Annotated in this window: 24 protein-coding genes; 8 read left to right on the top strand and 16 right to left on the bottom strand. The window is 61.3% G+C overall.

The window, feature by feature from the left end; all coding sequences use genetic code 11:
* Positions 1-61: 61 nt before the first annotated feature.
* Complete coding sequence (gene pdeM / locus HU762_RS08150) at positions 62-718, bottom strand: ligase-associated DNA damage response endonuclease PdeM (protein ID WP_186635175.1); 657 nt, start codon at positions 716-718, stop codon at positions 62-64.
* Positions 718-3,204: a ligase-associated DNA damage response DEXH box helicase gene (locus tag HU762_RS08155; RefSeq protein ID WP_186635178.1), complete on the bottom strand. Its 2,487-nt coding sequence runs from the start codon at positions 3,202-3,204 to the stop codon at positions 718-720. Before HU762_RS08155 ends, pdeM begins: the two co-directional genes overlap by 1 nt.
* 333 nt (positions 3,205-3,537) lie before the next feature.
* Between HU762_RS08155 and HU762_RS08160 the strand changes: the two genes are divergently transcribed.
* Positions 3,538-3,909: a hypothetical protein gene (locus HU762_RS08160; protein WP_186635181.1), complete on the top strand. Its 372-nt coding sequence runs from the start codon at positions 3,538-3,540 to the stop codon at positions 3,907-3,909.
* Between the two features lie 70 nt (positions 3,910-3,979).
* On the opposite strand, the gene HU762_RS08165 is transcribed toward HU762_RS08160, so the two are convergent.
* From HU762_RS08165 to HU762_RS08205, 9 genes are all read right to left on the bottom strand, one after another.
* The gene (locus HU762_RS08165; RefSeq protein WP_186615287.1) at positions 3,980-4,744 is read right to left on the bottom strand and encodes an ATP-binding cassette domain-containing protein; all 765 of its coding nucleotides are present in this window, start codon (positions 4,742-4,744) and stop codon (positions 3,980-3,982) included.
* 13 nt (positions 4,745-4,757) lie between these two features.
* Positions 4,758-5,876 (bottom strand): succinylglutamate desuccinylase/aspartoacylase family protein, encoded by a 1,119-nt coding sequence (locus tag HU762_RS08170; RefSeq protein WP_186635184.1) that lies wholly within the window; start codon positions 5,874-5,876, stop codon positions 4,758-4,760.
* Positions 5,877-5,904: 28 nt separating this feature from the next.
* Positions 5,905-6,615 carry an ABC transporter permease gene (locus HU762_RS08175; RefSeq protein ID WP_186635187.1) on the bottom strand — a complete coding sequence of 237 codons (711 nt, stop codon included), beginning with the start codon at positions 6,613-6,615 and terminating at the stop codon, positions 5,905-5,907.
* Positions 6,612-7,340, bottom strand: coding sequence for an ABC transporter permease (locus HU762_RS08180; protein ID WP_186635190.1), 729 nt, complete (start codon positions 7,338-7,340; stop codon positions 6,612-6,614). Before HU762_RS08180 ends, HU762_RS08175 begins: the two co-directional genes overlap by 4 nt.
* A gap of 57 nt (positions 7,341-7,397) precedes the next feature.
* Complete coding sequence (locus HU762_RS08185) at positions 7,398-8,180, bottom strand: transporter substrate-binding domain-containing protein (RefSeq protein WP_186615295.1); 783 nt, start codon at positions 8,178-8,180, stop codon at positions 7,398-7,400.
* 248 nt (positions 8,181-8,428) lie between these two features.
* Complete coding sequence (locus tag HU762_RS08190) at positions 8,429-9,586, bottom strand: acyltransferase (RefSeq protein WP_186635193.1); 1,158 nt, start codon at positions 9,584-9,586, stop codon at positions 8,429-8,431.
* A gap of 462 nt (positions 9,587-10,048) precedes the next feature.
* Positions 10,049-11,737: an ATP-dependent DNA ligase gene (locus tag HU762_RS08195; protein WP_186635195.1), complete on the bottom strand. Its 1,689-nt coding sequence runs from the start codon at positions 11,735-11,737 to the stop codon at positions 10,049-10,051.
* Complete coding sequence (locus HU762_RS08200; RefSeq protein ID WP_186635198.1) at positions 11,734-12,765, bottom strand: ligase-associated DNA damage response exonuclease; 1,032 nt, start codon at positions 12,763-12,765, stop codon at positions 11,734-11,736. Before HU762_RS08200 ends, HU762_RS08195 begins: the two co-directional genes overlap by 4 nt.
* Positions 12,766-12,908: 143 nt before the next feature.
* The gene (locus HU762_RS08205) at positions 12,909-15,359 is read right to left on the bottom strand and encodes a penicillin acylase family protein (RefSeq protein WP_186635201.1); all 2,451 of its coding nucleotides are present in this window, start codon (positions 15,357-15,359) and stop codon (positions 12,909-12,911) included.
* A 204-nt stretch (positions 15,360-15,563) separates the two neighbouring features.
* Here HU762_RS08205 and HU762_RS08210 point away from each other — a divergent pair, with 204 nt between their 5' ends.
* The gene (locus HU762_RS08210) at positions 15,564-16,121 is read left to right on the top strand and encodes a cysteine hydrolase family protein (protein WP_186635501.1); all 558 of its coding nucleotides are present in this window, start codon (positions 15,564-15,566) and stop codon (positions 16,119-16,121) included.
* Between the two features lie 86 nt (positions 16,122-16,207).
* Here HU762_RS08210 and HU762_RS08215 read toward each other — a convergent pair whose 3' ends face one another.
* From HU762_RS08215 to HU762_RS08230, 4 genes are all read right to left on the bottom strand, one after another.
* The gene (locus HU762_RS08215; RefSeq protein ID WP_186615305.1) at positions 16,208-16,411 is read right to left on the bottom strand and encodes an SEC-C metal-binding domain-containing protein; all 204 of its coding nucleotides are present in this window, start codon (positions 16,409-16,411) and stop codon (positions 16,208-16,210) included.
* Positions 16,412-16,416: 5 nt separating this feature from the next.
* On the bottom strand, positions 16,417-16,902 hold the full coding sequence (locus HU762_RS08220; RefSeq protein ID WP_186635204.1) for an LEA type 2 family protein: 486 nt from the start codon (positions 16,900-16,902) through the stop codon (positions 16,417-16,419).
* 68 nt (positions 16,903-16,970) lie between these two features.
* Entirely contained in the window at positions 16,971-17,447 is a 477-nt protein-coding gene (locus tag HU762_RS08225) for a YchJ family protein (protein WP_186635207.1), read from the bottom strand.
* A gap of 14 nt (positions 17,448-17,461) precedes the next feature.
* Positions 17,462-17,959 (bottom strand): DUF6231 family protein, encoded by a 498-nt coding sequence (locus HU762_RS08230; protein ID WP_186635210.1) that lies wholly within the window; start codon positions 17,957-17,959, stop codon positions 17,462-17,464.
* 191 nt (positions 17,960-18,150) lie between these two features.
* Here HU762_RS08230 and HU762_RS08235 point away from each other — a divergent pair, with 191 nt between their 5' ends.
* The 4 genes from HU762_RS08235 (at position 18,151) to HU762_RS08250 (ending at position 20,830) form a co-directional block, all read left to right on the top strand.
* Positions 18,151-18,846, top strand: coding sequence for an OmpA family protein (locus HU762_RS08235; RefSeq protein WP_186635211.1), 696 nt, complete (start codon positions 18,151-18,153; stop codon positions 18,844-18,846).
* A 90-nt stretch (positions 18,847-18,936) separates the two neighbouring features.
* Positions 18,937-19,662 carry an OmpA family protein gene (locus tag HU762_RS08240; RefSeq protein WP_186635214.1) on the top strand — a complete coding sequence of 242 codons (726 nt, stop codon included), beginning with the start codon at positions 18,937-18,939 and terminating at the stop codon, positions 19,660-19,662.
* 144 nt (positions 19,663-19,806) lie between these two features.
* Positions 19,807-20,079 carry a DUF1145 domain-containing protein gene (locus HU762_RS08245; protein ID WP_186635217.1) on the top strand — a complete coding sequence of 91 codons (273 nt, stop codon included), beginning with the start codon at positions 19,807-19,809 and terminating at the stop codon, positions 20,077-20,079.
* Positions 20,072-20,830, top strand: coding sequence for a collagen-like protein (locus HU762_RS08250; protein WP_186635220.1), 759 nt, complete (start codon positions 20,072-20,074; stop codon positions 20,828-20,830). The genes HU762_RS08245 and HU762_RS08250 overlap by 8 nt, the downstream gene beginning before the upstream one ends.
* Positions 20,831-20,882: 52 nt before the next feature.
* Here the strand turns inward: HU762_RS08250 and HU762_RS08255 are convergent, their stop codons facing one another.
* Positions 20,883-21,347 (bottom strand): CopD family protein, encoded by a 465-nt coding sequence (locus tag HU762_RS08255; RefSeq protein WP_186635223.1) that lies wholly within the window; start codon positions 21,345-21,347, stop codon positions 20,883-20,885.
* Between the two features lie 99 nt (positions 21,348-21,446).
* On the opposite strand from HU762_RS08255, the gene dinG reads away from it, so the two are divergent.
* Entirely contained in the window at positions 21,447-23,591 is a 2,145-nt protein-coding gene (gene dinG / locus HU762_RS08260) for an ATP-dependent DNA helicase DinG (RefSeq protein ID WP_186635226.1), read from the top strand.
* A 95-nt stretch (positions 23,592-23,686) separates the two neighbouring features.
* Positions 23,687-24,832 carry a serine hydrolase gene (locus HU762_RS08265; protein WP_186635229.1) on the top strand — a complete coding sequence of 382 codons (1,146 nt, stop codon included), beginning with the start codon at positions 23,687-23,689 and terminating at the stop codon, positions 24,830-24,832.
* Positions 24,833-24,922 lie beyond the last annotated feature (90 nt).

Below are 24,922 nucleotides of genomic sequence, written 5' to 3' on the forward strand. Positions count from 1 at the left end.
CAAGCTGCAAGTGGGCACGCCTAGCCTTGTTTTGAAGCTTGAAGCTTGAAGCTTGAAGCTTTCAGCCGATCGGCCATATTTCATTGTCGCCGACCACGAAGATCTTGCAGTCCTTGTCCTGTTCGACCCGATAGCCTCCGGTGAATGCACCGAAGGCCGGCAGCAGGCTGATGTCGCTGCCCAATCGAAAGCAGGCCAGGCGCAGGCGCTGCCGGCCCTTGCCGGTCAGGTGATAGACCGGGTGCACGTGCCCGGCCAGCACATGACGGCTGGGGTGTGGATTGGGCTCGTGTTGCACGGCGAAGGGTCCCAGCAGCAAAGGCTCCGGTACCACGCGAATGTTCAGCGTCGATGGCGGGTCGCCGGCGCGTTTGTCGTGGTTGCCGCGAATCAGCGTCATGGCCAGGTGCGGATGTCGCTCACGCCAATCGGAAAGTGCCTTCAAGGTGCCGGGTGCGTGAGAACCGGGCCCATGGAGAAAATCCCCGAGAAAGATCAACTGTCGACACGGCAGGTCGGCCAGCAGTGCATCGAGTGCCGCGATGTTGCTCGCGGTGGTGCCGTGGGGCACCGGTTGACCGAGACTGCGGTAAGCCGCGGCCTTGCCGAAATGTACGTCGGCCACCAGCAAGGTTTCCTGGGCCGGCCAATACACGGCCTTTTGCGGCAGCAGCCAGAGTTCTTCTCCCGCGAGGTTGACCGGATACGGGGCGGGCATCAGGCGCCCCCTCGATCGGCGGTTTTTTCCAGTTCGCTGACCATCCGGCGAATGCGATCGGCAAGCTTCTCCGAGCTCATGCTTTCGCGAAAACGCTCCACCAGCAGCGGGAAGCCCAAGGGCGTGGGGCGCTTGATGAGGTGCAGGTCCAGCGTCAATGTACCGAGGCGTTGCAAGGTCTGCTCCAGTCGACGTATATCCAGTTCTTCGCGCAAGACTTCTTCCCCGGCTTGGGCCAGCAGCAGGTTATCGGCGTCGTATTGTTTGAACACTTGAAAAAACAACCCGCTCGAGGCTTGGACTTGCCGGGTACTTTTCGGCGCGCCGGGGTAGCCGGCGAAGACCAGGCCGGCGATGCGAGCGATTTCGCGAAAGCGGCGCAAGGCCAGCTCCCCGGCATTCAGGCTGGCGAGCACATCGTCCAAGAGGTTTTCAACGCTTAGAAGTGTCGGGTTCAGATGTTTCGACCAATCCACCACCGTAGCGCTGAGCAGTTCCAAGCCGTAGTCGTTGACGGCGATGGAAAAGGTCACCGGCTGTTGCTGGCTGACGCGCCAGGCCAACAGGCTCGCCAGTCCCAGATGGACTTGGCGCCCGGCAAACGGATAGATAAACAGATGCCAGCCTTCCCGCGATTTAAGCGCTTCAGCCAACAAGGTATTTTGCGTGGGTAAGCCGGACCAGCGTAGCTGGGTCGATAACAAAGGCTGCACGGCTTGCATTTCCGGGCCGTCGAAGTGGCCAGCGGCGGCTTCGCTCAGGCGCGCCACGACGGCGGCCGCCAACTCGCTTGAGAGCGGCATCCGCCCACCGTTCCAGCGTGGCACGGCGGCTTTTTTTGCCTGGCTACGGCGCACGTAGGCGGTCATGTCTTCGACCCTGACCAGTTCCAGTAAGCGTCCGGCAAACAGGAAGCCATCGCCAGGCCGAAGGCGGGCGATGAAACCCTCTTCGACGCTGCCCAGGGTCTTGCCGCCACCGCCCTTGCTCCAGAATTTCAGTTGCAGGCTGGCATCGCTGACGATGGTGCCGATGCTCATGCGATGACGCCGGGCCAGACGTGCATCGGGCACGCGCCAGATGCCGTGTTCGTCCGGCTCGACCCGTCGGTAGTCAGGGTAGGCGGTCAACGACAGGCCGCCGTGGCGCACGAATGCCAGGGCCCACGCCCACTCGGCCAGATTCAGGTCCCGGTAGGCCCAGGCGCCGCGCACCTCCTCAAGCAGCTCATCGGGAACGAAACCGCCGCCCAAGGCCATGCTGACCAAATGCTGGACCAGCACGTCCAAAGGCTTGTGGGGCGACTCTCGGGGCTCGATCCGCCGCTGCGCCACGGCGTCCTGGGCGGCGGCCGCCTCGATCAGTTCCAGGCTGTGGGTCGGCACCAGCGTTATCCGCGAAGTCCGCCCAGGCGCATGTCCGGAGCGTCCGGCACGCTGCATCAACCGCGCGACACCCTTGGCGGAGCCAATCTGCAACACCCGTTCCACCGGCAGGAAATCAACACCGAGGTCCAGACTGGACGTACACACGACCGCCTTGAGTTGGCCGTCCTTCAACGCCCGTTCCACCCAATCGCGGGTGTCGCGGGACAACGAGCTGTGGTGCAGGGCGATAAGCCCGGCCCAATCCGGACGTGCCTCGAGAATCGCCTGGTACCAGATTTCCGATTGCGCGCGGGTGTTGGTAAACACCAGGCAACTGCTGCTGGCGTCGATTTCAGCGACCACCTGGGGCAGCATTTTCAAGCCGATGTGCCCGGCCCAGGGAAAGCGTTCGAGGGTGGGCGGCAACAACGTATCGACCTGTAGCGCTTTGGCGTTGGCGCCTTGCACGCTGATTCCATCGCCTTTTGGGATGAGTACCTGCTCGGCGTGAGCTTGGTTACCCAGGGTTGCGGATACACCCCAGACGATCAGCTCGCGATTCCAGCGCCGCAATCGTGCCAAGGCCAGTTGCAACTGGACGCCGCGCTTGTTGCCGAGCAATTCGTGCCATTCATCCACCACGACCATGCGCAGCGTCGAAACCGCTGTTTGCGCGTCGGCGCGGGCTAGCATCAGGGTCAGGCTTTCCGGCGTGGTGATCAGTGCCGTGGGCAAGCGGCGGCCTTGGCGGGCGCGTTCGCTGGCACTGGTGTCACCGGTGCGCAGGCCAACGCTCCAGGGGATTTGCAAGGGGGCAAGAGGCGCTTCGAGGGCCTTGCCGGTGTCGGCGGCCAATGCACGCATTGGCGTGATCCACAAGACCGTCAACGGTTCGGCTGGCGATTTTCGTTTGCGCGGTTTGTCTGGCGGCGGCGCTGAGCGGGCGAAACGGTTGAGGGCGGCGAACCATACGGCGTAGGTCTTGCCAGCACCGGTGCTGGCATGCAGCAACCCCGACTCGCCGCGCTTGACCGCAGCCCACACCTGCTTTTGAAAAGCGAACGGCTTCCAGCCGCGGGCATCGAACCACTGTTTCGCGAAGTTGTTGGATGTCGCCATACCCGCTGCATGCGCCTTGAGAGTCCTCTTTCAATGACCTCGGGCGCAAGGAAAAGGTTTTATGGCGCCTTGCGATTAAACGTTCAGCGGACAAATTGTGAGCAGTCAACTTCAATGACGCCCTTTATTCTGGTGTCCACCCGGTGTGGATTTGCCTTGCTGGGTTGGTGGCCTATTCAAATGCAAACTTAATACGCGAACGCTGTAATTTACATTAGGTGAAACTATAGCGCCGATGCAGGATTAACAGGTGCGGGGAAACTGTGTTTAATGCGGCCTCTTGGTCAGGGACCGCAAGCCAGAAATCAGCATAAATAATGGAAAGGAATTCCAATGAGTTTTTTTAACGGGCACCTTCACGCGAACATGGAGCTTGACGGCTCCACCTATGAATTCCGAGTTGATGGTGAGTTGGAATATCGTGACGCAGGCAGCTGCTACCTTCTGTCAGCGCATGACGAAAACGGTCGAGGTCTCTCCATTTGGCTTCCTCGAAGCATGCCGGAGGGGCAACAGGAATATGACTTGGGCGAGCCCGGATATCCCGAGGTTCACTTTATGCTGCGCCGGAGTCTTTCACCGCTCCGTTCTGGCGTATTGAGTGTGACGGTGGGGGGCGACGTTCAATGCGCGGGCACTTTTGGCGGTGTGGATGAACGCGGGCGGACCTTCAGTGGTGGAAGTTTCCGTCTGGAAAAATATTAACAGGGCATATGATCAATGCCGGCTCCGTCATATTCAAGATGACGGAGCCGGCGCAATGATGCGTAGCGGCTTACTTCAAGTTACCGCTTAGGAATTGTTTCAAGCGTTCGCTCTTCGGATTACCCAGCACGTCTTCCGGCGCGCCTTCTTCTTCCACCAGGCCTTGGTGCAGGAACAGCACCTGATTGGACACCTTGCGGGCAAAGCTCATCTCGTGGGTCACCATGATCATGGTCCGCCCTTCTTCCGCCAAACCCTGGATAACCTTCAAGACTTCACCCACCAGTTCCGGGTCCAGCGCCGAGGTCGGCTCGTCGAACAGCATGACCTCCGGCTCCATGGCCAAGGCGCGAGCGATGGCCACGCGCTGCTGCTGGCCGCCGGAAAGAAACGCCGGATATTGCTCGGCGACGCGTGCCGGCAAACCCACCTTGTCGAGATAGCGACGGGCGCGATCGTCGGCCTCCTCCTTGCTGACACCCAACACCCGGCGCGGCGCCATGGTGATGTTTTCCAACACGGTCATGTGGCTCCACAGGTTGAAGTGCTGGAACACCATGGCCAGGCGCGTGCGGATGCGTTGCAGTTCGTCGGCGTCGGCCACGCGCATGCCGTGGTGATCCTTGATCATCTGGATCGATTGGCCATCCAGGCTCATGGCGCCGTCGTTGGGCTGTTCCAGAAAGTTGATGCAGCGCAGGAAGGTGCTTTTGCCCGAGCCGCTGGCGCCGATCAGGCTGATGACGTCGCCGGTCCTGGCCTTGAGCGAAACTCCTTTGAGCACCTCGTGTTCGCCGTAGCTTTTATGCAGGCCTTCGATGGTCAGTTTGTACATGGAACAGGCATCCTCAAGGCGAAAGTAGGTAGCCGCTGCGGTAGGCTTCGGTCCCGGCGACATGGGCGATTACCATGCCGGCAGTGGCCATGCGGCGCAGCGAGCGGGCGTACAGCAGCCCGGCATTACGGCAATGAACAGGTGTCACGGTGTCGTTGATCGGGTCGATGATTTCCGCGATCAGCTGTCCGGCCTCCAGATACTCACCGGGCAGGGCGCTGTAGACCAGCAAACCGCCGACCGGCGTCGTCACCGGTTCGACACCGGCCAACGGCGTGGGCGGGTAGGGCAGCTCGGGCAGCAGCACTGGTTCGCCGTCGATGGCACCGAAGTGAATCAGGTATTCGATCAGGGCCTGGCAGTCGAGACTCGCCAAGCCATGGTTGACGTCGCCCTGGCCGCGTAATTCGACGGTAACCGAAAAACTGCCCAGGGGAATCTCAAATTGCTCGCCGAAACGTTCCTTGAGTTGCCACCAGAGCAGCGTGAAGCTCTCGTCGAACGACTGTCCGCCCGAGTCGGTGGCCAACAGGCTGGCCTCGGCGCCGATGTAGCGGGCCAGCGGCTCGACCTGGGGCCAGGCTTGCGGCGTGGTGTAAAGGTGCGCGACGGCTTCGAAATCGCAATGCAGGTCCAGCACCATGTCGGCGTCGCAGGCCAGTCGCTGCAGGACCAGGCGCTGGGATTGCAGTTGCGTGCTGGCGGTCTGCCGGTTCAGGGCGTCGCGCAGGCTGGTGCGGATCAGCAATAGGTTGTGCTGCGGGTCGTCGGTGAGCAGGCCTTCGATTTCGTTGCCGATTTCTTCACTCAAGTCGACGAACCGGCGGTTGAAGTTCTGTCCGCTTTCCAACTCGTAGCGGCCCAGGGGCACGTCCATCAGCACTTGTTCAAGGCCGATAGGATTGGCGACCGGCACCAGTACGATTTCGTGCCGCAAGTGACCCGAAGCCTCGAGTTCGGCCAGGCGCTGCTTGAGGTGCCAAGCCACCAGCATGCCCGGCAATTCGTCGGCGTGCAGGGAGGCCTGGATGTAGATTTTGCCGACGGCTTTTTCCGGGCCGAAGTGAAAACTGTGGATCTTGCGTGCGGTCCCCGGCAGCGGGGCCAACAGGTCATGAATCTGGTGGCGCATTTACGTGTGTGTCCTGGGAGCGGAAGCTTTAGTGAGTCGGCCCTAGAAAAGCCAGCCAGCGACGCTCGGCGAGGCGGAAGAGGCCGACCAGTGCAAACGTGACGGTCAGGTAGATCAACGCGGCAATCCCGAACGACTGGAACGTCATGAACGTCGCCGAGTTGGCATCCCGGGCGACTTTCAGCACGTCTGGAACGGTAGCGGTGAACGCCACGGTCGTCGAGTGCAGCATCAGAATCACTTCGTTGCTGTAATACGGCAGCGAGCGACGCAGCGCCGAAGGCATGATCACGTAGGTGTAGAGCTTCCAGCCGGTCAACCCGTAAGCCTTGGCCGCTTCGACTTCACCATGGTTCATGCTGCGAATCGCCCCGGCGAAAATCTCCGTGGTGTAGGCGCAGGTGTTCAAGGCGAACGCCAGGATCGTGCAGTTCATCGCGTCCCGAAAGAAGCTGTCGAGCAGCGGCTGCTCGCGCACGGCCGCGATGCTGTAGATGCCGGTGTAGCAGATCAGCAACTGGATGTAGAGCGGTGTCCCACGAAACAGATAGGTGTAGAACTGCACCGGCCAACGCACGTAGACCTTGGGCGAAACCCGCGCGATGGACAGCGGGATCGACACCACGAAGCCGATCAGCAACGCGGCGCTGAGTAGCCACAGGGTCATGGCCAGGCCGGTGATGTTATTGCCGTCGCTGTAGAGGAACGGACGCCAGTATTCTTGCAAGAGTTCGATCATCGCACCGCCTCCCGAGCCCCGGCGGCGTAGCGACGTTCAAGCCAACGCAGGACGAAGTTGGATGCGCTGGTGATCAACAGGTAGATCAGCGCCGCCAGCACCAGAAAGTAAAACAGCTGATAGGTGCTCTTGCCCGCATCCTGGGCGGCCTTGACCAGGTCGGCCAGGCCAATGATCGACACCAGGGCGGTCGCCTTGAGCATGACCATCCAGTTGTTGCCGATGCCCGGCAGGGCAAATCGCATCATCTGCGGGAACACCACGAAGCGAAAGCGCTGGCCACGCTTGAGGCCATAAGCCGTGGCGGCTTCGACTTGCCCGCGAGGGACCGCGAGGATCGCGCCGCGAAACGTCTCGGTGAAGTACGCGCCATAAATGAAGCCCAGGGTGATCACCCCGGCGCCGAATGGGTTGATCTCGATGTATTCCCATTCCATGAAATCAGTAAACGAGGTCAGCCAGGTTTGCAGGCTGTAGAAAATCAACAGCATCAGCACCAGGTCCGGTACGCCACGAATCAGCGTGGTGTAGAGCTGGGCTGGGATACGCAGCAGTTTGACGCTGGACAGTTTGGCACTGGCGCCCAGCAGGCCGAGCAAGACGCTCAGCAACAGCGACAGTACCGCCAGTTTGATCGTCATCCAGGTGCCTTGCATCAGCAGCGGGCCAAAGCCCTGCAGGCTGAAGGCCGAGAGCCCCAGATTTTGTAGGAGTTGTTCGAACATGGAAGGTGCCTTTGGCAGAAAAAAAGTGCCCACCCGAGGCCGGGTGGGCACTGCGCATTATTTGCCGCTGTACAGATTCAGATCGCCAAAGTGTTTTTTCTGGATTTCGGCGTATTTGCCGTCGTCGTGTAACGCTTTGATACCTTTATCCAAAAGCGCTTTCAGCTCTTTGTTACCTTTCTTGATACCGATGGCGGTCTTGGAAGGCAGCAGTTCGCTGTCGACCGGCTTGCTGACTTCATAGTCGCCGCCCTTTGGCGACTTCAGGAAGCCCAGCTCGGCCTGGAGCATGTCCTGGATCGCGGCGTCGAGGCGGCCGGAGGTCAGGTCAGCGTAAACCTGATCCTGGTTCTGATAGGCCTGGGTCTTGACGCCGGCCTTGTCCAGCACGGTCTTGGCATAGGTTTCCTGGATGGTGCCCTGCTCGTAGCCCACGGTCTTGCCTTTGAGCGAGGCAACGTCTTCGCTCAGGCCCGAGCCCTTCTTGAATACATAGGCCGTTGGGCCGGAGAACAGCTCGCTGGAAAAGTCGATGACTTTTTCGCGGGCCGGGGTCACGGTCATGGACGAGATCACACCGTCGAATTTATTGGCCTTGAGGCCTGGGATCATGCCGTCGAAATCGCTTTCGACCCATTTGCATTTGACCTTCAGCTCTTCGCAGATGGCATTGCCCAAGTCGATGTCGAAACCTACCAGGCTGCCATCGGCGGCCTTGGATTCGAACGGGGCATAGGACGGGTCGACACCAAAACGCAGTTCCTTGTATTCCTTGGCCGTGGCGACGCCAGCAGCCATGCACAACGCCAGTGCAGAAAGGGTCAGCAGTGCTTTTTTCATTATTGAGTCCCTAAAACCAATTTGAGCGCTTGTGGCGCATAAGTTGTTACCGATGAAGGTCTGAACGGTATGACGGCATAAAGGTAGCAATTTCCGAACCATAGTGCCGAACAAGTGTTTTAAAAGCACGGGCGGCGGTGGACGGAACGCGATGGTGCGCGGGGAGGAGCGTACACCAAAATATGCACCAGGATGGAGCGGCGCCCATTTCTGGCGTTACTGTAGCGAGTGGGCGCCTGGCGTTGTCGTCATGGCGCTTTTTTCAGGTTGGCATCGGGACTTGATAGAGGGCTAAGGGCGGTTTTGTTGCTGAGCGCTCGACCGAAAGATTGCCCGGTCATCTCGACATATCGGTAGGTGAACATGGACACCACGACCACCGATCCCACCACCAGCAAAGCGACAAGGTTATTGAGCGTCACGCTGCCGAGATCCAGGTAGCGAGTTCCGTCTATCACCGGGGCGATGTCAACGCCGGAGACTTTCTTCGCCACCATGAACGCCGACACTACGCAGAAGAGAACCGCCGCGTGGGTCAGGTAGATGGAGTAGGACAACTTGCCGAGAAAACCGAAGCCACGTCCCGCCAACAATCGTGATACCGCACCGCCGTCAAAGGCAAATATCACAACGACGACACCGAACAACAGGCTGGCCAGCAACTGCTTGGCTTCAAAGTCGTTGACCACCAAAGCCAGCGCCGCTGCCACCGCTATCACTTCCAGTGTTGTCAGCATTCCAGTCCGGGCCTGACTGGGGTGGGGGATTCTCCGGTACACGGCATAAGCCAGGCAGCCCGTGAAAAAATAAGCCAGGCCCCGTAACGATTCGATGGTGAAGAAGGTATTGCCCATATACATCTGCGCCAGTGCCACCAATACCATGGCTCCCCATACCCACGTCCTGGCTCCGAAAGCGATGCTCAGTATCAGGGCGAAGATCATGTAGGTGTAATACTCGATACTGATGCTCCAAGACGGATAGTTGAACGAAAGGGGGTTGGTCAAATACGTCCACGATTGCAACAACAGGGCATTGGGCAGAATTTCAGACGGGGCAAACTTTTCTGTAAAAGGCACGTTATTGAAGTTCATGCCTTTTTCGGATGCGATATATCTCCCGCACTCCAGAGCTATAAAGACGCTCAACATGAAGAGGTGCAGGGGGAGCAAGCGGAAGGTTCGCGTGATGAAGAATTTTCGAAAATTAAAACGTGCGGAGCGGCCATAGGCATGGGTCAATACAAAGCCACTCAATACGAAAAAGAACGAGACAAATATTTCGGCGTGGCGAAATAACAACCATTCGGTAAAACTGCCACTGATGCGCAAGTGATAGAGCATCACCGATATGGCCAACAGCCCCCTGAAACTATCCAAGGATTGGAACCGCTTCTCCGCAATCATTTCGGGGTTCCTCTGAATGGCATGACTCGGAATTCATTCCGATCATCCTGTCGCCGGAAGGCATGGCCCAGCTTGGCCTTGCCTGGGTGGCGATGCCGTCCCGTTCCCCGAGTAATTCGTCTTCCTGCACTGTTGCGCAAAGACTGGGGATTTTCTGGACGAAGGAAATATAAAACAGCGACGCTAATCTAATGTCACATTAGCATTGCTCTTTGAAAGAGCAAGTCGGTTTTTCAATGCTTGGTACATGTTCTGATGCCGTAATTACGGCGTCAGAAATACCGCCGGCAGGTGGGGTGTCGATAGTTTTTTCAACGTCGCATGAAATAAATATATTCCAAACGGTTGATCGTCGGCTCGCAGTGTTTTTGTTATATGCGTTACATGGCGTCTATTGCGTAGAGCCAGTGATGCAGGGCGCTAGATCACTGACCAAAGACATTGGAAACATGCCTCATGAGCTTACTTCAGCAGATTCTGAAGCGTCGCCAGCGTGTCCGCTTCTTCAGCGGTTTTATCCTGGCGCCAGCGCAGCATCCGCGGGAAACGTACCGCGATCCCGCTCTTGTGGCGCTTGGACAAGGCGATGCCTTCAAAGCCCAGCTCGAACACCAGGGTTGGCGTCACGCTGCTCACCGGGCCGAATTTTTCCACGGTGGTCTTGCGCACGATGCTGTCGACCTGGCGCATCTCGGCGTCGGTCAGCCCCGAGTAAGCCTTGGCAAACGGCACCAGGGTGCGCTCGCGGCTGCCGGGCGGGTTGTCCCACACGGCGAACGTGTAGTCGCTATACAGGCTGGCACGTCGGCCATGGCCGCGCTGGGCGTAAATCAGCACCGCGTCGACACTGAACGGGTCGATCTTCCATTTCCACCACACGCCCATGTCCTTGGTCCGGCCGACGCCATACAGCGCGTTGCGAGCCTTGAGCATCATGCCTTCGACGCCGAGGCTGCGGGATGCCTCGCGCTGGCGGGCGAGGTCGAGCCAATCCTCGCCCGTCACAATGGGCGACGGCAGCAGCACCGGGCTGTGGCAGCGGGCGACCAGAGACTCCAGTTGCTCGCGTCGCTCGGCCTGGGGGCGGCTGCGCCAGTCTTCGCCTTGCCATTCCAGCAGGTCATAGGCCATTACCACCACGGGAGCGTCTTCCAGCACCTTCTTGCTCAGCGTCTTGCGACCGATGCGTTGTTGCAGCAGGGCAAAGGGCTGCACTGCCGGTTGCAGCGGGGCATCCGGATCAAAGGCGTCTTCGGTGACCGCCTGCGGCGCTTTCCAGACCACGATTTCGCCGTCGATCACCGTCCCGTCGGGCAACGCCTGCGCCAGTGGATGCAATTCTGGAAACCGTTCAGTCACCAGGTCCTCGCCTCGGGACCAGACCCATAGATGACCGTCGCGTTTGATCACCTGGGCACGGATCCCGTCCCATTTCCATTCCACTTGCCAGTCGCTGGCCGGCCCCAGCAGGGCGTCGAATTGCTCAACCGGTTGCGACAAGGCGTGGGCCAGGAAAAACGGATAAGGCTGCCCGCCGCGCTGGGCATGTTCATCGTTCGACTCGGCAGCGATCAGCTTGAGGTAACTGGCCGCCGTGGGGCGGTGGGACAGATCGGTGTAACCCACCAGACGTTGGGCCACCCGTTTACTGTCCAACCCAGCCATGGTGGCCAACGCCCGAGTCACTAGCAGCTTGGACACGCCGACGCGGAAACTGCCGGTGATGAGCTTGATGCAGAGCATCAGGCTTGGCCGGTCGAGCTGTGCCCACAGCGCTGGCAGCCGTTCGGCCAGGACCTCGGGCGGTTCGCCGCGCAACGGCAGCAACTTCTGCTCGATCCACGGCGCCAGGCCTTCGTCGGAGCTATGAGGGGATTCGGGCAAGACCAACGAGATGGTTTCCGCAAGATCGCCCACGGCCTGGTAACTTTCCTCGAACAGCCACAGTGATAATCCAGACATCTGGACCGCCAGTTCCCTGAGGATTTTTACCGGCACCAACTGCCGTGGCCGGCCACCGGAGAGGAAGTACACGGCCCAAGCGGCGTCCTCGGGCGGCGCCTTGCTGAAGTAATCCTGCATGGCGGCAAGCTTGGCATTGCTGGAAGTGGTGGCATCCAGGTCGGCGTACAGTTCGGCGAAGGCTTTCATGAGGCCTCCTCGCCAGTGTCGACCGCCGAGACGCTGTCTTCTTCGTCGTCGCCGTATTCCGTGGTAAAGCCCTGGGCATCGAGGCCTTGTTCGCGCAGATGACGCACCAGCACGCCGACCGATCCGTGGGTGACCATGACCCGTTCGGCGCCGGTCTGTTCGATGGCCCAAAGCAGGCCAGGCCAGTCGGCGTGGTCGGAGAGCACGAAGCCCCGGTCCACGCCGCGTCGCCGACGAGTGCCGCGCAAGCGCATCCAGCCGCTGGCGAAGGCATCGCTGTAGTCGCCGAAACGACGTACCCAAGTGCTGCCGCTGGTGGAAGGCGGGGCGATGACCAGTGCCTGGCCCATGATCGGATCGTTCTTCTTCACATCCCCAGCGTAAATCGTCGGCGGCAAGTGCACACCGGCCTCGCGATAGACCCGGTTCAGCGGCTCCACCGCCCCGTGGGCGAGGATCGGTCCCAGGCTTGCGTCGATGCCGTGGAGAATTCGCTGCGCCTTGCCGAAGGAATAGCAGAACAACACGCTGGCCCGGCCTGCGGCAATATTCCCGTGCCACCACTGGTTGATTTCGTCGAAGATTTGCGCCTGGGGCTGCCAGCGATAGATCGGCAGGCCGAAGGTGGATTCGGTGATGAACGTGTGACATTTCACCGGCTCGAATGGCGCGCAAGTGCCGTCGGGCTCGACTTTGTAGTCGCCGGACGCCACCCATACCTCGCCTTGGTATTCCAGTCGGACCTGGGCTGAACCCAGTACATGGCCGGCGGGATGAAAACTCAGGGTGACGCCATGATGCTGCAGGCGTTCGTCGTAGGGCAGGGTTTGCAGGTTGATGTCTTGGCCCAGTCGCGAACGCAGGATGCCTTCGCCGGGGGCCGCTGCCAGGTAGTGCTGGTTGCCGCCACGGGCATGGTCGCCGTGGGCGTGGGTGATGACCGAACGCTCCACCGGACGCCAGGGGTCGATGTAGAAATCCCCCGGCGGGCAATACAGGCCTTCGGGGCGGGCAATGACAAGGTCCATGCGTTTACCGGGGCGATGGGCTTGTCAGGTAGAGGCGGGAGGCGCGGGAGAAGTTCGATCGGGTTTGGGGATGGGGTCAGGATCATCAGATGGCTTGGCCAAATGTGGCGAGGGGATAAATCCCCTCGCCACGGTGGAAGAGCCTATTTACCCGGCACCAACGTCAACCGGGTCTTGCCGTACGCCCGGTCGAAGTTCTGGGGTTGCAATGGCAGGCTTTGATATTGACCTTTGATCCACGGATCGATGCCGTTCAGATAATTCGGGCTGGCCGGGTTGCCCGACTGGCCGGCAGCGCTCTGGATCGTCAACGGTTCGGGCTGGCTGAAATCAACGATAAAACGCGTGGCCGGCGCCAGGGTCGTATTGAAGTCCTGGCCCCAGGCGAACGCGGCGGTATTGAGCGTGGTTGCATCGCCGCCGGCTGCCAGCGGGCCGCGTACGACCTGGCCACTGCCGTTCTTCCACTCATGGCGATGCAGTCTGCCCCATTGCCAGGTGGCGCGGTCGCCGCTCAACTGGCTCTCGCCGGCGCTGATGGCCGCTGCCAGGCTGCGGGCCAGGATGACGGCCTTGTCTTCCTTCTGCGGCGTACGCACGTCATCCCAGAAGGGGCTGTCCTCGCGGCTCAGCAAATGGTCGGCCTGGGCTGAGTAGGACAACTGGCCATTGGCGACCAGCGCTTTCCAGGCCGGGCTGCCTTCCGGGCCCAATTCGTCGAGGAAAATCTGCTTCATGCTTTCTTGCAGGAACAGCTCATAGATCGCTGCGTCGGCAGAGACCGGACTGAGCCGGCCGTCGAACGCCATCAAGCGGGTATAAGCCTCACGAGCCTTGGCCCGGTCCGCCACCGGCAGGGCCTCGATCGCTTGTTTGAGCGGCTGGGCCATGCCCGGGGCTTCGAAGACTTTCTTGAGCTTGGCCGCGAACGTCGTGGTCTGGTCATATTGCATGGCGATCAGGCTGCGGGCGTCGTGCTTGCCCGCGCCGGCCAGCTCGGCCATGCGCTCGCCACGCTCCGGCGCCGCCCAGGAATTGGACAGCTGCATGCCGTAGCCATGGGGGATGACGCGCTGGTTGGTGGTGCCGAGCCAGCCCTGGGCCGGGTCCTGGTCGTAGGGATGCAGCATCGGATCGGCGTAACCGTCCCAATCGTAGCGACCTTCCCAGCCTGGCGATGGCAGCAGGCCTTCGCCTTCACGGCGGTTCGGATAGCGGCCAGTGACTTGCCAGCCGATATTGCGCGCATCGGCAAACACCATGTTCACCGCCATGGCGCGGATTTCCCGGCTGGCATCGGAAGCCTTCTCGACACTCTGCGCGCGTGACAGATCGAAGAACGCGTCCAGGGTCTTGTCATCAGTGAAGCTCGGCAGTTGCAGGGCCAGGCCGAAACCGTTAGCCATGGCCAAGCCTTGGGCGCTGTTGAGCAACGGACCGTGGCGGGTTTCGTACACGGCTTCGCGGATCGGCCGTTGACCCTTGATGAAGTAGGTTTCGTTGCGCACGGTCACTGGTTGCCATTTGCCATTGACTTCGTAGGACAGCCCATTGCCCTGGCGTCGGATCTTTTCCAGGAACAGGTCCTGGTTGTCGCCCAGCACGCTGGTCATGCTCCAGGCCACGTTACCGTTGAAGCCCGCCAGGATCATCGGGACGCCTGCCACGGACAGCCCGGCGGCCTGGTATTTGGGCGCGCGGATCTGCACGGGGCTCCAGAGCGACGGCACGCCCAGCGGCCCCTGGCTGTCGCTTGCCAGCAGGCTCTTGCCGTTGCGGCTGCGCTGCGGGGCGATGGCCCAGTTGTTCGAAGAGGCTGCGCCCAGCAGGTTCAGGTCGGCCAGTTGAGCGCCCGCCTTGCTGACTTCATTCAGGCCGGGAACCTGGCCATTGAGCCGCACGCCCTGAAGCTTTTCGGCCTCCGCCAAGGGCAGTGGCTCATCCGGATAGGACGGGCTCAGCCAAGCCAATTTGTCGTTGGTAACGGTCTGGGCAAGCACCAGCGCCGCGACCTCTTCCGGCAGGTTGGCCGACTGGCTGAAATTCAGCAGACAGAACAGCAGCGCCGAGTCTTCCGGTTTCCAGTATTCGGGTTTGTAGCCGGTGGCGGCGAGGTCCGACGGCAGTTTGTCGCGATAGCGGAACAGGTAGGCGTTGACGCCGCGCGCATACACTTCGAAGAAGCGCTTGAGGCGTGGCGAAGACGCCTTGTACAGCTCATCGGCGCTTTTCTTCAGGTTCACCGCGCGCATATAGCGGTCGACATCCAGCCGCTCGGCGCCGGACATCTCCGCCAATCGGCCCTGGGCAAGCAGGCGCAGGGTGGTCATCTGCGTGATCCGGTCGCTGGCATGGACATAGCCGAGGGCAAACAGGGCGTCATGAAAGCTGTTGCTTTCAATCAGCGGCATGCCCATGGCGTTGCGCCGGACCGAGACATTCTGCGCCAGCCCCTTGAGCGGTTGTACACCGGTGGCGGGCGGAACCGTGTCCTGGGTATTCCAGGCCTGGCAACCGCTCAGACCGAGCACGCTGGCCACTGCTGCGGCAACGCCGAGCTTGGGAAAGAACGAAATAGAGGCTGGCGAGGCCATGGCAAAGCTCCTGCGGGAGGGGGGTAGCACCAATAAAGGCGCTACGTTAGTGAGCAGGAGAAGGGCGCGCAAGCGGGGGCTGGGGTTATTTGTCGATTTGGCGATGAGAGCCCGGATCCAGGGGAACAGGTGGCAAGGACTTGCTTGTAGGAAAAGGTGATGCTCAAGTGTGGAAAATCAATGAACGAGCTTGAGAAGACCGGCATGGAGCTACTGGAAAACGCAGCACTGATCCTGATCGATCAACAAAAAGGCATCCTGCGCCCCAGACTTGGCCCTCGCAACAACCCCGAGGCGGAGCTGCGCATGCTGGAGTTGCTTGTCCACTGGCGGGATTCGGCGCGGCCGGTCATCCACGTCCATCACCTGTCCCGCTCTCCCGAGTCAGTCTTCTGGCCCGGACAGTCGGGCGTGGAGGTCCAAGAGCGTTTCGAGCCGCTGACCAGTGAAGGGCTGGTGCAAAAGCAGGTGCCGGATGCGTTTTGCAGCACGAACCTGGAGGAGCAACTGCGCAGCGCCGGGATCGGACAGTTGGTGATTGTCGGCGTAGCCACGAACAATTCAGTGGAGTCCACCGCTCGCACGGCGGGCAACTTGGGGTTCGACACCTGGGTCGCCGAGGACGCCTGTTACACCTTCGACAAGGCCGATTACTTCGGCAATGCCCGTTCGGCGGCCGAGGTGCACGCCATGTCCCTGGGGAATCTGCACGGGGAGTACGCGACGGTGATGGGCGTAAAACGGATTCTGCAGGCGGGCTGATAAAAATGGAGATCGGCTGCGGCGGCGTCATCGCGAGCAAGCTCGCAATGACGCCTAGCCGACGAAAAAGCTTATCGCGTGGGCCATCAAGCCCCGTGGCACTTCTTGAATTTCTTGCCGTTGCCGCAAGGGCAAGGGTCGTTGCGACCGACGTCTTTCAGGGCATTGCGCACGGGTTCCTGATGGGCGTGGCCGCAATTCGGGCCGTGCACATGGCCGTGATCGTGATCGTGGTGATGGTCATGATCGTGGTCGCAATCAGGGCCATGGACATGGGGTTGCTGGGTCATCGGGGTTACTCCGCAATAAAATCGGCGGCGATTATCACGCCATTGCGTTCCAGGTGCACGTAGTCAGCGATGAATAAACCGGTTTCCAGCTCACCTTCCAGACGATAGGGGATCTGCTGCCGGGGTTTCTCGAGCATTTTCACCACTTCCCGGACCTGCGGCCACAGATTGGTGCGGATCGGCACCTTGAAGTAAGCGCTGCGTCGGGGACGGACGGTGAACCAGTGTTCATGCTCGCCTTCGGTCAGCAGCAGGTCGCCCAAGTGGATCCGGTAGGTCAGGCCGCGTACGGTGAGATCACCCTCGCCGGGGTTGTCGACCCGAAAGTGCAACATGAACTTCTGCTCCAGCAACCGGGCCCGCACCACCTCGACCTTGACCAGATGCACCTGCGGCTCGGGCGTCTCGTCACCTCCCCAGGACGCGCAACCGCCAAGCCCGATGAACAACAGCAGGCACGTGATGCGTAAAAACTGTGATGGCTGTGTCATGTCCGTGCCTCTGGTTTATGCCCAGTCTAGTCTTCTGACCGGCGGGCGAGCGTCGGACGTTTCCGAAATCAACGAGCGAAGTAGCCGGCGCAGCACTTTTTGAATTTATGTCCGCTGCCGCACGGGCAACTGTCATTGCGACCGGTCTTGACCGGCACGGTCGGGTCGATGAAATACCAGTGACCGCCGTTCTGCACGAACGAAGAACGTTCCCGGTGGCTGTGTTCGCCTTGGCCGTCATGCCAGCGCGCCGTGAATGTGACAAACGCGTGTTCCGGCTGGCCGCCGAACACTTCGCTGCTTTCGACGTCCAGTCCCAGCCAGGTGCTGCCGGCGCTCCATTCGGCGATGGACTGACGATCGAGACCGTCCTGCTGGGCGGGCAGGGTGGTGCTGACCAGATAATCCACCAGGCCCAACACGTAGGCGCTATAGCGCGAGCGCATCAAGGCTGCTGCGCAAGGCGCCGGGTGGCCGTCGTGATAATGGCCGCAGCAGGCGTCCAACGGATTGCCGCTGCCGCAGGGGCAAATGGGTGTATGCATGGGAGTGTTCACCGCTACCACCAATATTTTCCAAAATTTTCCGGGTTGGCCCAGAAACGTGAGTTGAGCCAGTCGGGGACTTGTTTGTATTCAAGCAGATCGTAGGTAAACAGGGTCAGCACCTGGTCTTCGCGCTGGAATCGCTCGCTGGCCTGCAGCGCCAGCGAGAAAAAGTCTGTCTCTTGCCATCCACAGGCGTCGAGATCCGCCAGCACGGCGATCCGGCTGGCGTTGAGATTGCGAATGCCGCCCAACAGGTTCAGACCGTCGCGCTTGGGCAAATGCTCCAGGCAATCGAGCGCCAGGGCCAGGTCAAAACGTCGCGCCGCCACATCAGCTGGCAGCACGCCGGGACCGGCGTGGACAACCTCGGTATCGGGGTGCGCTTGCTGGAACGCCTCTAGCGCAGGAAAACTGCTGGCGCCGATCAGCAAGAGCCTTTGCGGGGCGTAACGGTCAAGCACGGCGGCCAGGGCTTGCTGGGGCGTACGCGAAGAAATGGCAACGGTCATCGAAGTTCCTCAGTCAGAACCGCCACGATAGCGTGCGTGGAGACACTGGCCTAGAGCGGTTTGTCCCCGAATGTGCAGAACGTGCGTAAAAACGGGGCGAAAACCCGCGATTGCTCAGGCTGGCGCAGATCCGAAGTCGGGTCTTTACTCCCCTGAATCGGCGACAAGCCGATCCTTCAAGGAGAAACCCGATGAGCATAGTTCGGACAGCGTTACCCCTGGTTCTGCTAACCAGTGTGTTGACTGGTTGCGCAGGTTTGCAGAAAACCGACTGGCCGACCTGTGCGGCCGTTGGCGGAGCGATCGGCGCGGGATTAGGCGCAATAGAAAGTACCTCCTGGGCTGGCGGCGGCGCGCTGTACGTTGGCGGCATGGCGGCAGCTTATTGCTGGGTCAAGGGCGACGGCGACGAGGATGGCGATGGTGTGCCGGACAGCCGCGACAAGTGCCCGGGCACTCCGAAAGGTGTGCAGGTCGATGCCGATGGCTGCCCACCGCCCGCTCCGCCCCCCATGGTCGAGGAGCCGGTCGTGGTGACGGAAGAAACCATCGTCGTGCGCGATGTGCATTTCGAGTTCAACAAAGCCACGTTGACGCCGACCGACAAAGAAGTGCTGAGCACCATCGCAACCCGCCTCAAGCAGGAAACGTCCACCGCACAGCTGCGCGTGACGGGCCATACCGACAGCGTCGGCAGTGATGCCTACAATCAGAAACTGTCGGAAAAACGGGCCAATTCGGTCGTGCAATACCTGGTCGAAAGCGGCGTACCTCGCGCCAGTTTCGTCACGGTATCCGGCGCTGGGGAAAGCCAGCCGGTGGCCGATAACAAAACGGCCGATGGTCGCGCAATGAACCGTCGCACCGAAATCAAGATAAACCGCTGAAGCCCTTGTCGTCCGCGGCTTGTACAGTCGCGGATGCGGGTCTTTACTCCTGTGTGACCGGTATGGGCCGGTGACACAGGAGCTTTCACCATGAACGTTCTAATCAAAGTCGCCTTACCGGTGCTGCTGGCGAGCAGCCTGTTGTCCGGCTGCGCCACCCACAGCGACGGCAGCGCACCACTCAATCAACGTACCTGGCCAATCTGCAGCCTGCTCGGCGGACTCGTCGGCGGTGGGCTGGGCGCCATCGAAAGCAGCGGCTGGGCCGCCGGTGGAGCCGCCTTGGGCCTGCTCGGTGGCGGCTTGATCTGCTACGCCCAGGACGGTGACGAAGACGACGACGGTGTGTTCGATCGTCGTGACCGTTGTCCCGATACGCCCGCCGATACCCCAGTCGAACACCACGGCTGCCCGCTGCCGCAATACCCCGCCAGCGTTCCGCAAGACGAACCCGAGACGCCGACCAGCGAAGTCATCACCCTTAATGACGCTGGCAAGGTGTTGTTCGATTTTGATCAGTCCGATCTCACCGCCGCGGCACGAGGCCAACTCGATGGGCTGGTGGCGAAGTTGAGCCATGCCAACGTCGCCAGCATTCGTGTGGTGGGCCACACCGACAGTGTCGGCACCGATACCTATAACGAGGGGCTGTCCGAGCGCCGGGCCGGCAGCGTCGTGGAATACTTGCTGACCCAGGGACTGGCGCCGGACAAACTCACCAGCGAAGGCAAGGGCGAAAGCGAGCCGGTGGCCGACAACGAGACCGACGAGGGGCGTGCGCAGAACCGTCGGGTTGAATTGCATATCCAGCGTTGAGCGCCGGGCCAGGGCTGTCGGGTCGTCGGAAGGCGAACCGCTGGCCCGGGTCTGGGATCAGATTAAATTTGCCGGGCCCTCTGGCTTATCCAGCGCGCATGCCGTTACTGTGCGTGCAAAGAATAATTCCCGAACGGGGGGCATATGAAGGTGTTTTGGGGGCTGGGGCGCTTGCTGACCCTGCTGTTCTGGCTGGTGGTGCTGGTCAATCTGTTGATGCCGTTCGTCCATCCGCTGCATCTGTTGGTCAATCTCGCCGGGGCGCTGTTGCTGGCGGTCCATTTACTCGAACTCTTGCTGTTCAGGGCGCAGTTTCGCGGACGTCCCGCGCCTGGCCGTGACCGCCTCCGAGTGCTGCTGTTCGGCATCTTTCACGTGCAAACCCTTCCGACCGCACCAGAGGCTTCCCATGCGTAAATTGTGTCTGCTCGCAGCATTTGTGTGCCCATGGGCTTGTGCTCAAGTGGTCCAGGTCGAAAGTCATTCGCTGATGCGTCTGCCCAACACGACCAGCGCCCTGGCCCTGGAGCGCTTGGACGTCGCCGACTACGGCACGCTGCTGGTGCCGTCCAACGTTACCGAACTGTCCATCGGTCAGTTGCACTTGGGGCGCGAAGCGCGGATCGCGATCGTGCCAGCGCAACAGGCGCTGGAGATGAAAGTCACCCAGGCTGAACTGGCCGAAGGCAGCCAGATCACTGCGCGCGGCGCGCCGGGGACTTATACGAAGGCGGCACGACCGGGGCGCAATCTCAACGTTCGCTTCAATGCGTTGAACGCGCCGCTGCTGTCGGTGGACGCCCGTGGCGGAACCGGTGCGCCCGGTTACGTGGGGCTCGACGGTGCCAACGGGCAGGCGCCGGGTTGCACCTGGGGTTCGGCCGGTCGCGGCGCCGACGGCAGCAATGGCGGCGATGGCCAGGCCGGTGCGGCCGGTGCGCTGGTGCGCCTGGAGTTGCCCCGCGAATACCCCGACGAACGCATCAAGGTCGCGGTGGATGGCGGCGCCGGTGGCACACCTGGGGCGGGTGGCAAGCCCGGTGCAGGCGGCAAGGCCAAGGGGTGCCTGGTCTATACCGCCGACGGAGGCAAGAGTGGTCGCCCTGGCACCGAGGGCCAGCCCGGGCCAGCCGGCGCGCCGGGGGCGGTGACGGTGCAGCGGTTCTGAGGACGTCGGACGGGTGGGAGCGCGGGCGCTCCCACTTGATCAATCCGCTCTTTCAGAACATGGGCCTTGCCGCGCCAACCGCCACCACCAGCAGCCCGATCAACAGGTTGATGCCGACCAATCGACGGATCTTGCCCAGCGCCGCTGCGCCCGTCGGCCAGTCCTGCACCGTTACCGCGCTACGCAACGACGGCAGCTGCAAGGCCTGGATGCGGATGAACAGCGCCGTCATCACCACATACAGCCCCATCATTACCTGCACATAACGCGGCGCGGTTTCGAAGCCGGCGAAGCGTAGATGGATCAGGCCGACGCCACTGATCGGCAGAATCGCCACGGCGACCCAGACCCAGACAAAAAAACGCTGAAACACTTCTACCCACAACGTCAGCCGTGCAGGGCCTTCAAGGGCCGTCATTGCGGCGGGACGAAGGATCATCCAGGCGAAAAACATACCGCCGACCCAGACCAGGGCGGCCAGTAAATGCAGGGTGTAGACGAGGGCAAAGGGTGTCATTGGGTCACTCCGTTCTGCGCAGGATTGATTAGCGGGGTATGATAGCCGCCGATCCGAACCACTGAAAATTTATCCAGCGTTTTTTGCGCCCGACCATTCATGATCAGCACCGAACTCAAAACCACGATCCAGGGCGCCTACTCGCGTTTTCTCGAAGCCAAGAGCCTCAAGCCGCGATATGGCCAGCGCCTGATGATTGCCGAAGTGGCAAAAATCCTGGGTGACATCGACACCGACGACGAAGGCCGGCGCAGTGGCGAGCCTGCTGTCGTGGCGGTGGAGGCCGGCACCGGTACCGGCAAGACCGTGGCTTATAGCCTGGCGGCGATTCCCACTGCCAAGGCCGCCGGCAAGCGCCTGGTGATCGCCACGGCAACCGTCGCCCTGCAAGAGCAGATCGTCTACAAGGACCTGCCCGACCTGATGCGCAACAGCGGGCTGAACTTCACGTTCGCCCTGGCCAAGGGCCGTGGGCGCTACATGTGCCTGTCCAAGCTCGACATGCTGCTCCAGGAAGGCCATGCGCAGACCGCCACGGCGCAGCTGTTCGAAGAGGAAGGTTTCAAGATCGAGGTCGATGAAGCCAGCCAGAAGCTGTTCACCAGCATGATCGAGAAACTGGCCGGCAATAAGTGGGACGGCGACCGGGACAGCTGGTCCACCGCCCTGGAAGACGCCGATTGGTCTCGCCTGACCACCGATCACAGCCAGTGCACCAACCGTCATTGCCCGAACTTCGGCCAGTGCGCCTTCTACAAGGCCCGCGAAGGCATGGGCAAGGTCGACGTCATCGTCACCAACCACGACATGGTCTTGGCCGACCTGGCCCTGGGCGGTGGCGCGGTGCTGCCAGACCCGCGCGACACGATCTATGTATTCGACGAGGGCCATCACCTGCCGGACAAGGCCATCGGCCATTTCGCCCATTACACTCGGCTGCGCTCCACCGCCGACTGGCTGGAAACCACCGCCAAGAACCTCACGAAGCTGTTGGCCCAGCATCCGCTGCCGGGTGACCTGGGCAAGTTCATCGAGCAGGTGCCCGAGCTTGCGCGCGAGATCAAGACGAACCAGCAGTTCATGTTCACCGCGTGCGAGCAGGTGGCCGACTTCAAGCCCGGCGAAGACGTCGAAGGTCGCGAGCGACCGCGTCATCGTTTTGTCGGCGGGGTCATCCCCGAGCACATGCGTGAAATGGGCATCGAGCTCAAGAAAGGTTTCTCGCGCTTGACCGACCTGTTCACGCGTCTGACCGACCTGCTCAAGGAAGGCATGGATGGCGAGGTCAATATCGGCATTGCCAGCAACCAGGCCGAGGAATGGTATCCCTTGTTCGGCAGCCTGCTGTCTCGCTCGCAGGGCAACTGGGAGCTGTGGACGGCATTTACGGCCGAAGATCCGGAAGACAACCCGCCGATGGCGCGTTGGCTGACCCTGGCAGAAAGCGGTTCGCTGTTCGATATCGAGGTCAATGCCAGCCCGATCCTGGCGGCGGACATGCTGCGACGCAACCTGTGGAATGTTGCCTACGGTGCGCTGGTGACCTCCGCCACGCTCACCGCCCTAGGCACGTTCGACCGTTTCCGCATGCGCGCCGGCCTGCCGAAAAAAGCTGTGACCGCCGTGGTCCCGAGCCCCTTCCACCATGCCGATGCTGGCGTGCTGCGGGTGCCGGATCTCAAGGCCGACCCACGGGACGCTCCTGCCCACACCGCCGCGATCATTCGCGACCTGCCGGAGCTGGTGGAGGGTTCGAGAGGCACGCTGGTACTGTTTTCTTCGCGTAAGCAGATGCAGGACGTGTTCGATGGGCTTGACCGTGACTGGCGCAAGCAAGTGTTCATCCAGGGCAACCTTTCGAAGCAGGAAACCTTGAACAAGCACAAGGCACGGGTCGATGGCGGGGACTCCAGCGTGCTGTTCGGCCTGGCCAGTTTTGCCGAAGGTGTCGACTTGCCGGGTGCCTACTGCGAGCACGTGGTGATCGCCAAGATCCCGTTCTCGGTCCCGGACGATCCGGTGGAAGCGGCACTGGCCGAATGGATCGAAGCCCGGGGCGGCAATCCGTTCATGGAGATTTCCGTGCCGGACGCGTCGCTGAAACTGGTCCAGGCCTGCGGCCGCTTGCTGCGTACCGAGGAAGACCGCGGCACCATCACGCTGCTCGACCGCAGATTGGTGACCCAGCGCTACGGTAAAGCCATCCTCAATGCGCTGCCGCCGTTTCGGCGGGAGATTTCCTAGCCACAACCAACCGTCTCACGGCGGTTCCCAAAACCCTCAATGGCTGAAACAATGCCAGCCACCTGAAAAAAGTGTTTATTTCAAGGGAGTTGCGGGTGCAAATTCAAGGTCATTACGAGCTTCGGTTCGAGGCGGTGCGTGAAGCGTTCGCGGCGCTGTTCGACGATGCCCAGGAGCGCGGCGCGGCGTTGTGCATTCAAGTGGGCGGCCGCACCGTCATCGATATCTGGGCAGGCACGGCTGATAAAGATGGCAGTGAAGCCTGGCATAGCGACACCATCGCCAACCTGTTTTCCTGCACCAAGACCTTCGCGGCCGTAACGGCCCTGCAACTGGTGGCGGAGGGCAAGCTGCAGCTGGACGCTCCGATCGCTCGCTATTGGCCTGAATTTGCGGCCGCCGGCAAGGAATGCATCACCCTGCGCCAGTTGCTCTGCCATCAGGCCGGGTTACCGGCGCTCAGGGAGTTGATGGCTCCTGAAGCACTTTACGACTGGCAAGCCATGGTCGACGCCTTGGCGGCTGAAGCGCCTTGGTGGACGCCCGGCGAGGGGCACGGTTATGCCGCGATCACCTACGGCTGGTTGGTCGGCGAATTGCTGCGAAGGGCCGACGGCCGGGGGCCGGGTGAGTCCATCGTTGCCCGGGTCGCAAAACCGCTGGGCCTGGACTTCCATGTCGGCTTGGCCGACGACGAATTTTATCGCGTGGCGCATATCGCCCGCGGCAAAGGCAATGTCGGCGATGCCGCGGCCCAGCGCCTGCTGCAGGTGACGATGCGCGAACCGACGGCCATGACCACTCGGGCGTTCACCAATCCGCCGTCGATCATGACCAGCACCAACAAACCCGAGTGGCGACGCATGCAGCAGCCGGCCGCCAACGGCCACGGCAACGCGCGCAGCCTCGCCGGGTTCTACGCCGGCCTGCTCGACGGCAGTCTGCTGGAAAGTGAGATGCTCGACGAGCTGACGCGCCAGCACAGCTTCGGCGAAGACAAGACGCTGCTGACCCAGACCCGTTTCGGCCTGGGGTGCATGCTCGATCAGCCGGATGTGCCTAACGCGACTTACGGCCTGGGGCCGCGCGCCTTTGGTCATCCCGGTGCGGGCGGCTCCATCGGTTTTGCCGACCCGGAGCATGACGTTGCATTCGGTTTCGTGACCAACACGCTCGGGCCCTACGTCTTGATGGACCCGCGTGCGCAGAAGCTTGCGAGGGTGCTTGCCACTTGTCTATAAAGCGCCCTTGCAGGTAGTGGGGACAGGAACCTCGTGTCCTTTTCAGTTTCAAAGCGTCTGTTTATGCGGCCGGAACATGGCCTTTGTTTT

Source organism: Pseudomonas sp. SWRI92, assembly GCF_014268685.1.
GTDB lineage: Bacteria > Pseudomonadota > Gammaproteobacteria > Pseudomonadales > Pseudomonadaceae > Aquipseudomonas > Aquipseudomonas marvdashtae.

What these genes read in the sequence shown, in the direction of transcription:
- HU762_RS08240 (WP_186635214.1), top strand. Translation starts at nt 18,937, where the DNA reads ATGAACGTTCTAATCAAAGTCGCCTTACCGGTGCTGCTGGCGAGCAGC.
- HU762_RS08165 (WP_186615287.1), bottom strand. Translation starts at nt 4,744, where the DNA reads ATGTACAAACTGACCATCGAAGGCCTGCATAAAAGCTACGGCGAACAC.
- HU762_RS08225 (WP_186635207.1), bottom strand. Translation starts at nt 17,447, where the DNA reads ATGCATACACCCATTTGCCCCTGCGGCAGCGGCAATCCGTTGGACGCC.
- HU762_RS08170 (WP_186635184.1), bottom strand. Translation starts at nt 5,876, where the DNA reads ATGCGCCACCAGATTCATGACCTGTTGGCCCCGCTGCCGGGGACCGCA.
- HU762_RS08255 (WP_186635223.1), bottom strand. Translation starts at nt 21,347, where the DNA reads ATGACACCCTTTGCCCTCGTCTACACCCTGCATTTACTGGCCGCCCTG.
- HU762_RS08175 (WP_186635187.1), bottom strand. Translation starts at nt 6,615, where the DNA reads ATGATCGAACTCTTGCAAGAATACTGGCGTCCGTTCCTCTACAGCGAC.
- HU762_RS08195 (WP_186635195.1), bottom strand. Translation starts at nt 11,737, where the DNA reads ATGAAAGCCTTCGCCGAACTGTACGCCGACCTGGATGCCACCACTTCC.
- HU762_RS08155 (WP_186635178.1), bottom strand. Translation starts at nt 3,204, where the DNA reads ATGGCGACATCCAACAACTTCGCGAAACAGTGGTTCGATGCCCGCGGC.
- HU762_RS08250 (WP_186635220.1), top strand. Translation starts at nt 20,072, where the DNA reads ATGCGTAAATTGTGTCTGCTCGCAGCATTTGTGTGCCCATGGGCTTGT.
- dinG (WP_186635226.1), top strand. Translation starts at nt 21,447, where the DNA reads ATGATCAGCACCGAACTCAAAACCACGATCCAGGGCGCCTACTCGCGT.
- HU762_RS08210 (WP_186635501.1), top strand. Translation starts at nt 15,564, where the DNA reads ATGGAGCTACTGGAAAACGCAGCACTGATCCTGATCGATCAACAAAAA.
- HU762_RS08245 (WP_186635217.1), top strand. Translation starts at nt 19,807, where the DNA reads ATGAAGGTGTTTTGGGGGCTGGGGCGCTTGCTGACCCTGCTGTTCTGG.
- pdeM (WP_186635175.1), bottom strand. Translation starts at nt 718, where the DNA reads ATGCCCGCCCCGTATCCGGTCAACCTCGCGGGAGAAGAACTCTGGCTG.
- HU762_RS08220 (WP_186635204.1), bottom strand. Translation starts at nt 16,902, where the DNA reads ATGACACAGCCATCACAGTTTTTACGCATCACGTGCCTGCTGTTGTTC.
- HU762_RS08205 (WP_186635201.1), bottom strand. Translation starts at nt 15,359, where the DNA reads ATGGCCTCGCCAGCCTCTATTTCGTTCTTTCCCAAGCTCGGCGTTGCC.
- HU762_RS08235 (WP_186635211.1), top strand. Translation starts at nt 18,151, where the DNA reads ATGAGCATAGTTCGGACAGCGTTACCCCTGGTTCTGCTAACCAGTGTG.
- HU762_RS08160 (WP_186635181.1), top strand. Translation starts at nt 3,538, where the DNA reads ATGAGTTTTTTTAACGGGCACCTTCACGCGAACATGGAGCTTGACGGC.
- HU762_RS08230 (WP_186635210.1), bottom strand. Translation starts at nt 17,959, where the DNA reads ATGACCGTTGCCATTTCTTCGCGTACGCCCCAGCAAGCCCTGGCCGCC.
- HU762_RS08185 (WP_186615295.1), bottom strand. Translation starts at nt 8,180, where the DNA reads ATGAAAAAAGCACTGCTGACCCTTTCTGCACTGGCGTTGTGCATGGCT.
- HU762_RS08190 (WP_186635193.1), bottom strand. Translation starts at nt 9,586, where the DNA reads ATGATTGCGGAGAAGCGGTTCCAATCCTTGGATAGTTTCAGGGGGCTG.
- HU762_RS08215 (WP_186615305.1), bottom strand. Translation starts at nt 16,411, where the DNA reads ATGACCCAGCAACCCCATGTCCATGGCCCTGATTGCGACCACGATCAT.
- HU762_RS08180 (WP_186635190.1), bottom strand. Translation starts at nt 7,340, where the DNA reads ATGTTCGAACAACTCCTACAAAATCTGGGGCTCTCGGCCTTCAGCCTG.
- HU762_RS08200 (WP_186635198.1), bottom strand. Translation starts at nt 12,765, where the DNA reads ATGGACCTTGTCATTGCCCGCCCCGAAGGCCTGTATTGCCCGCCGGGG.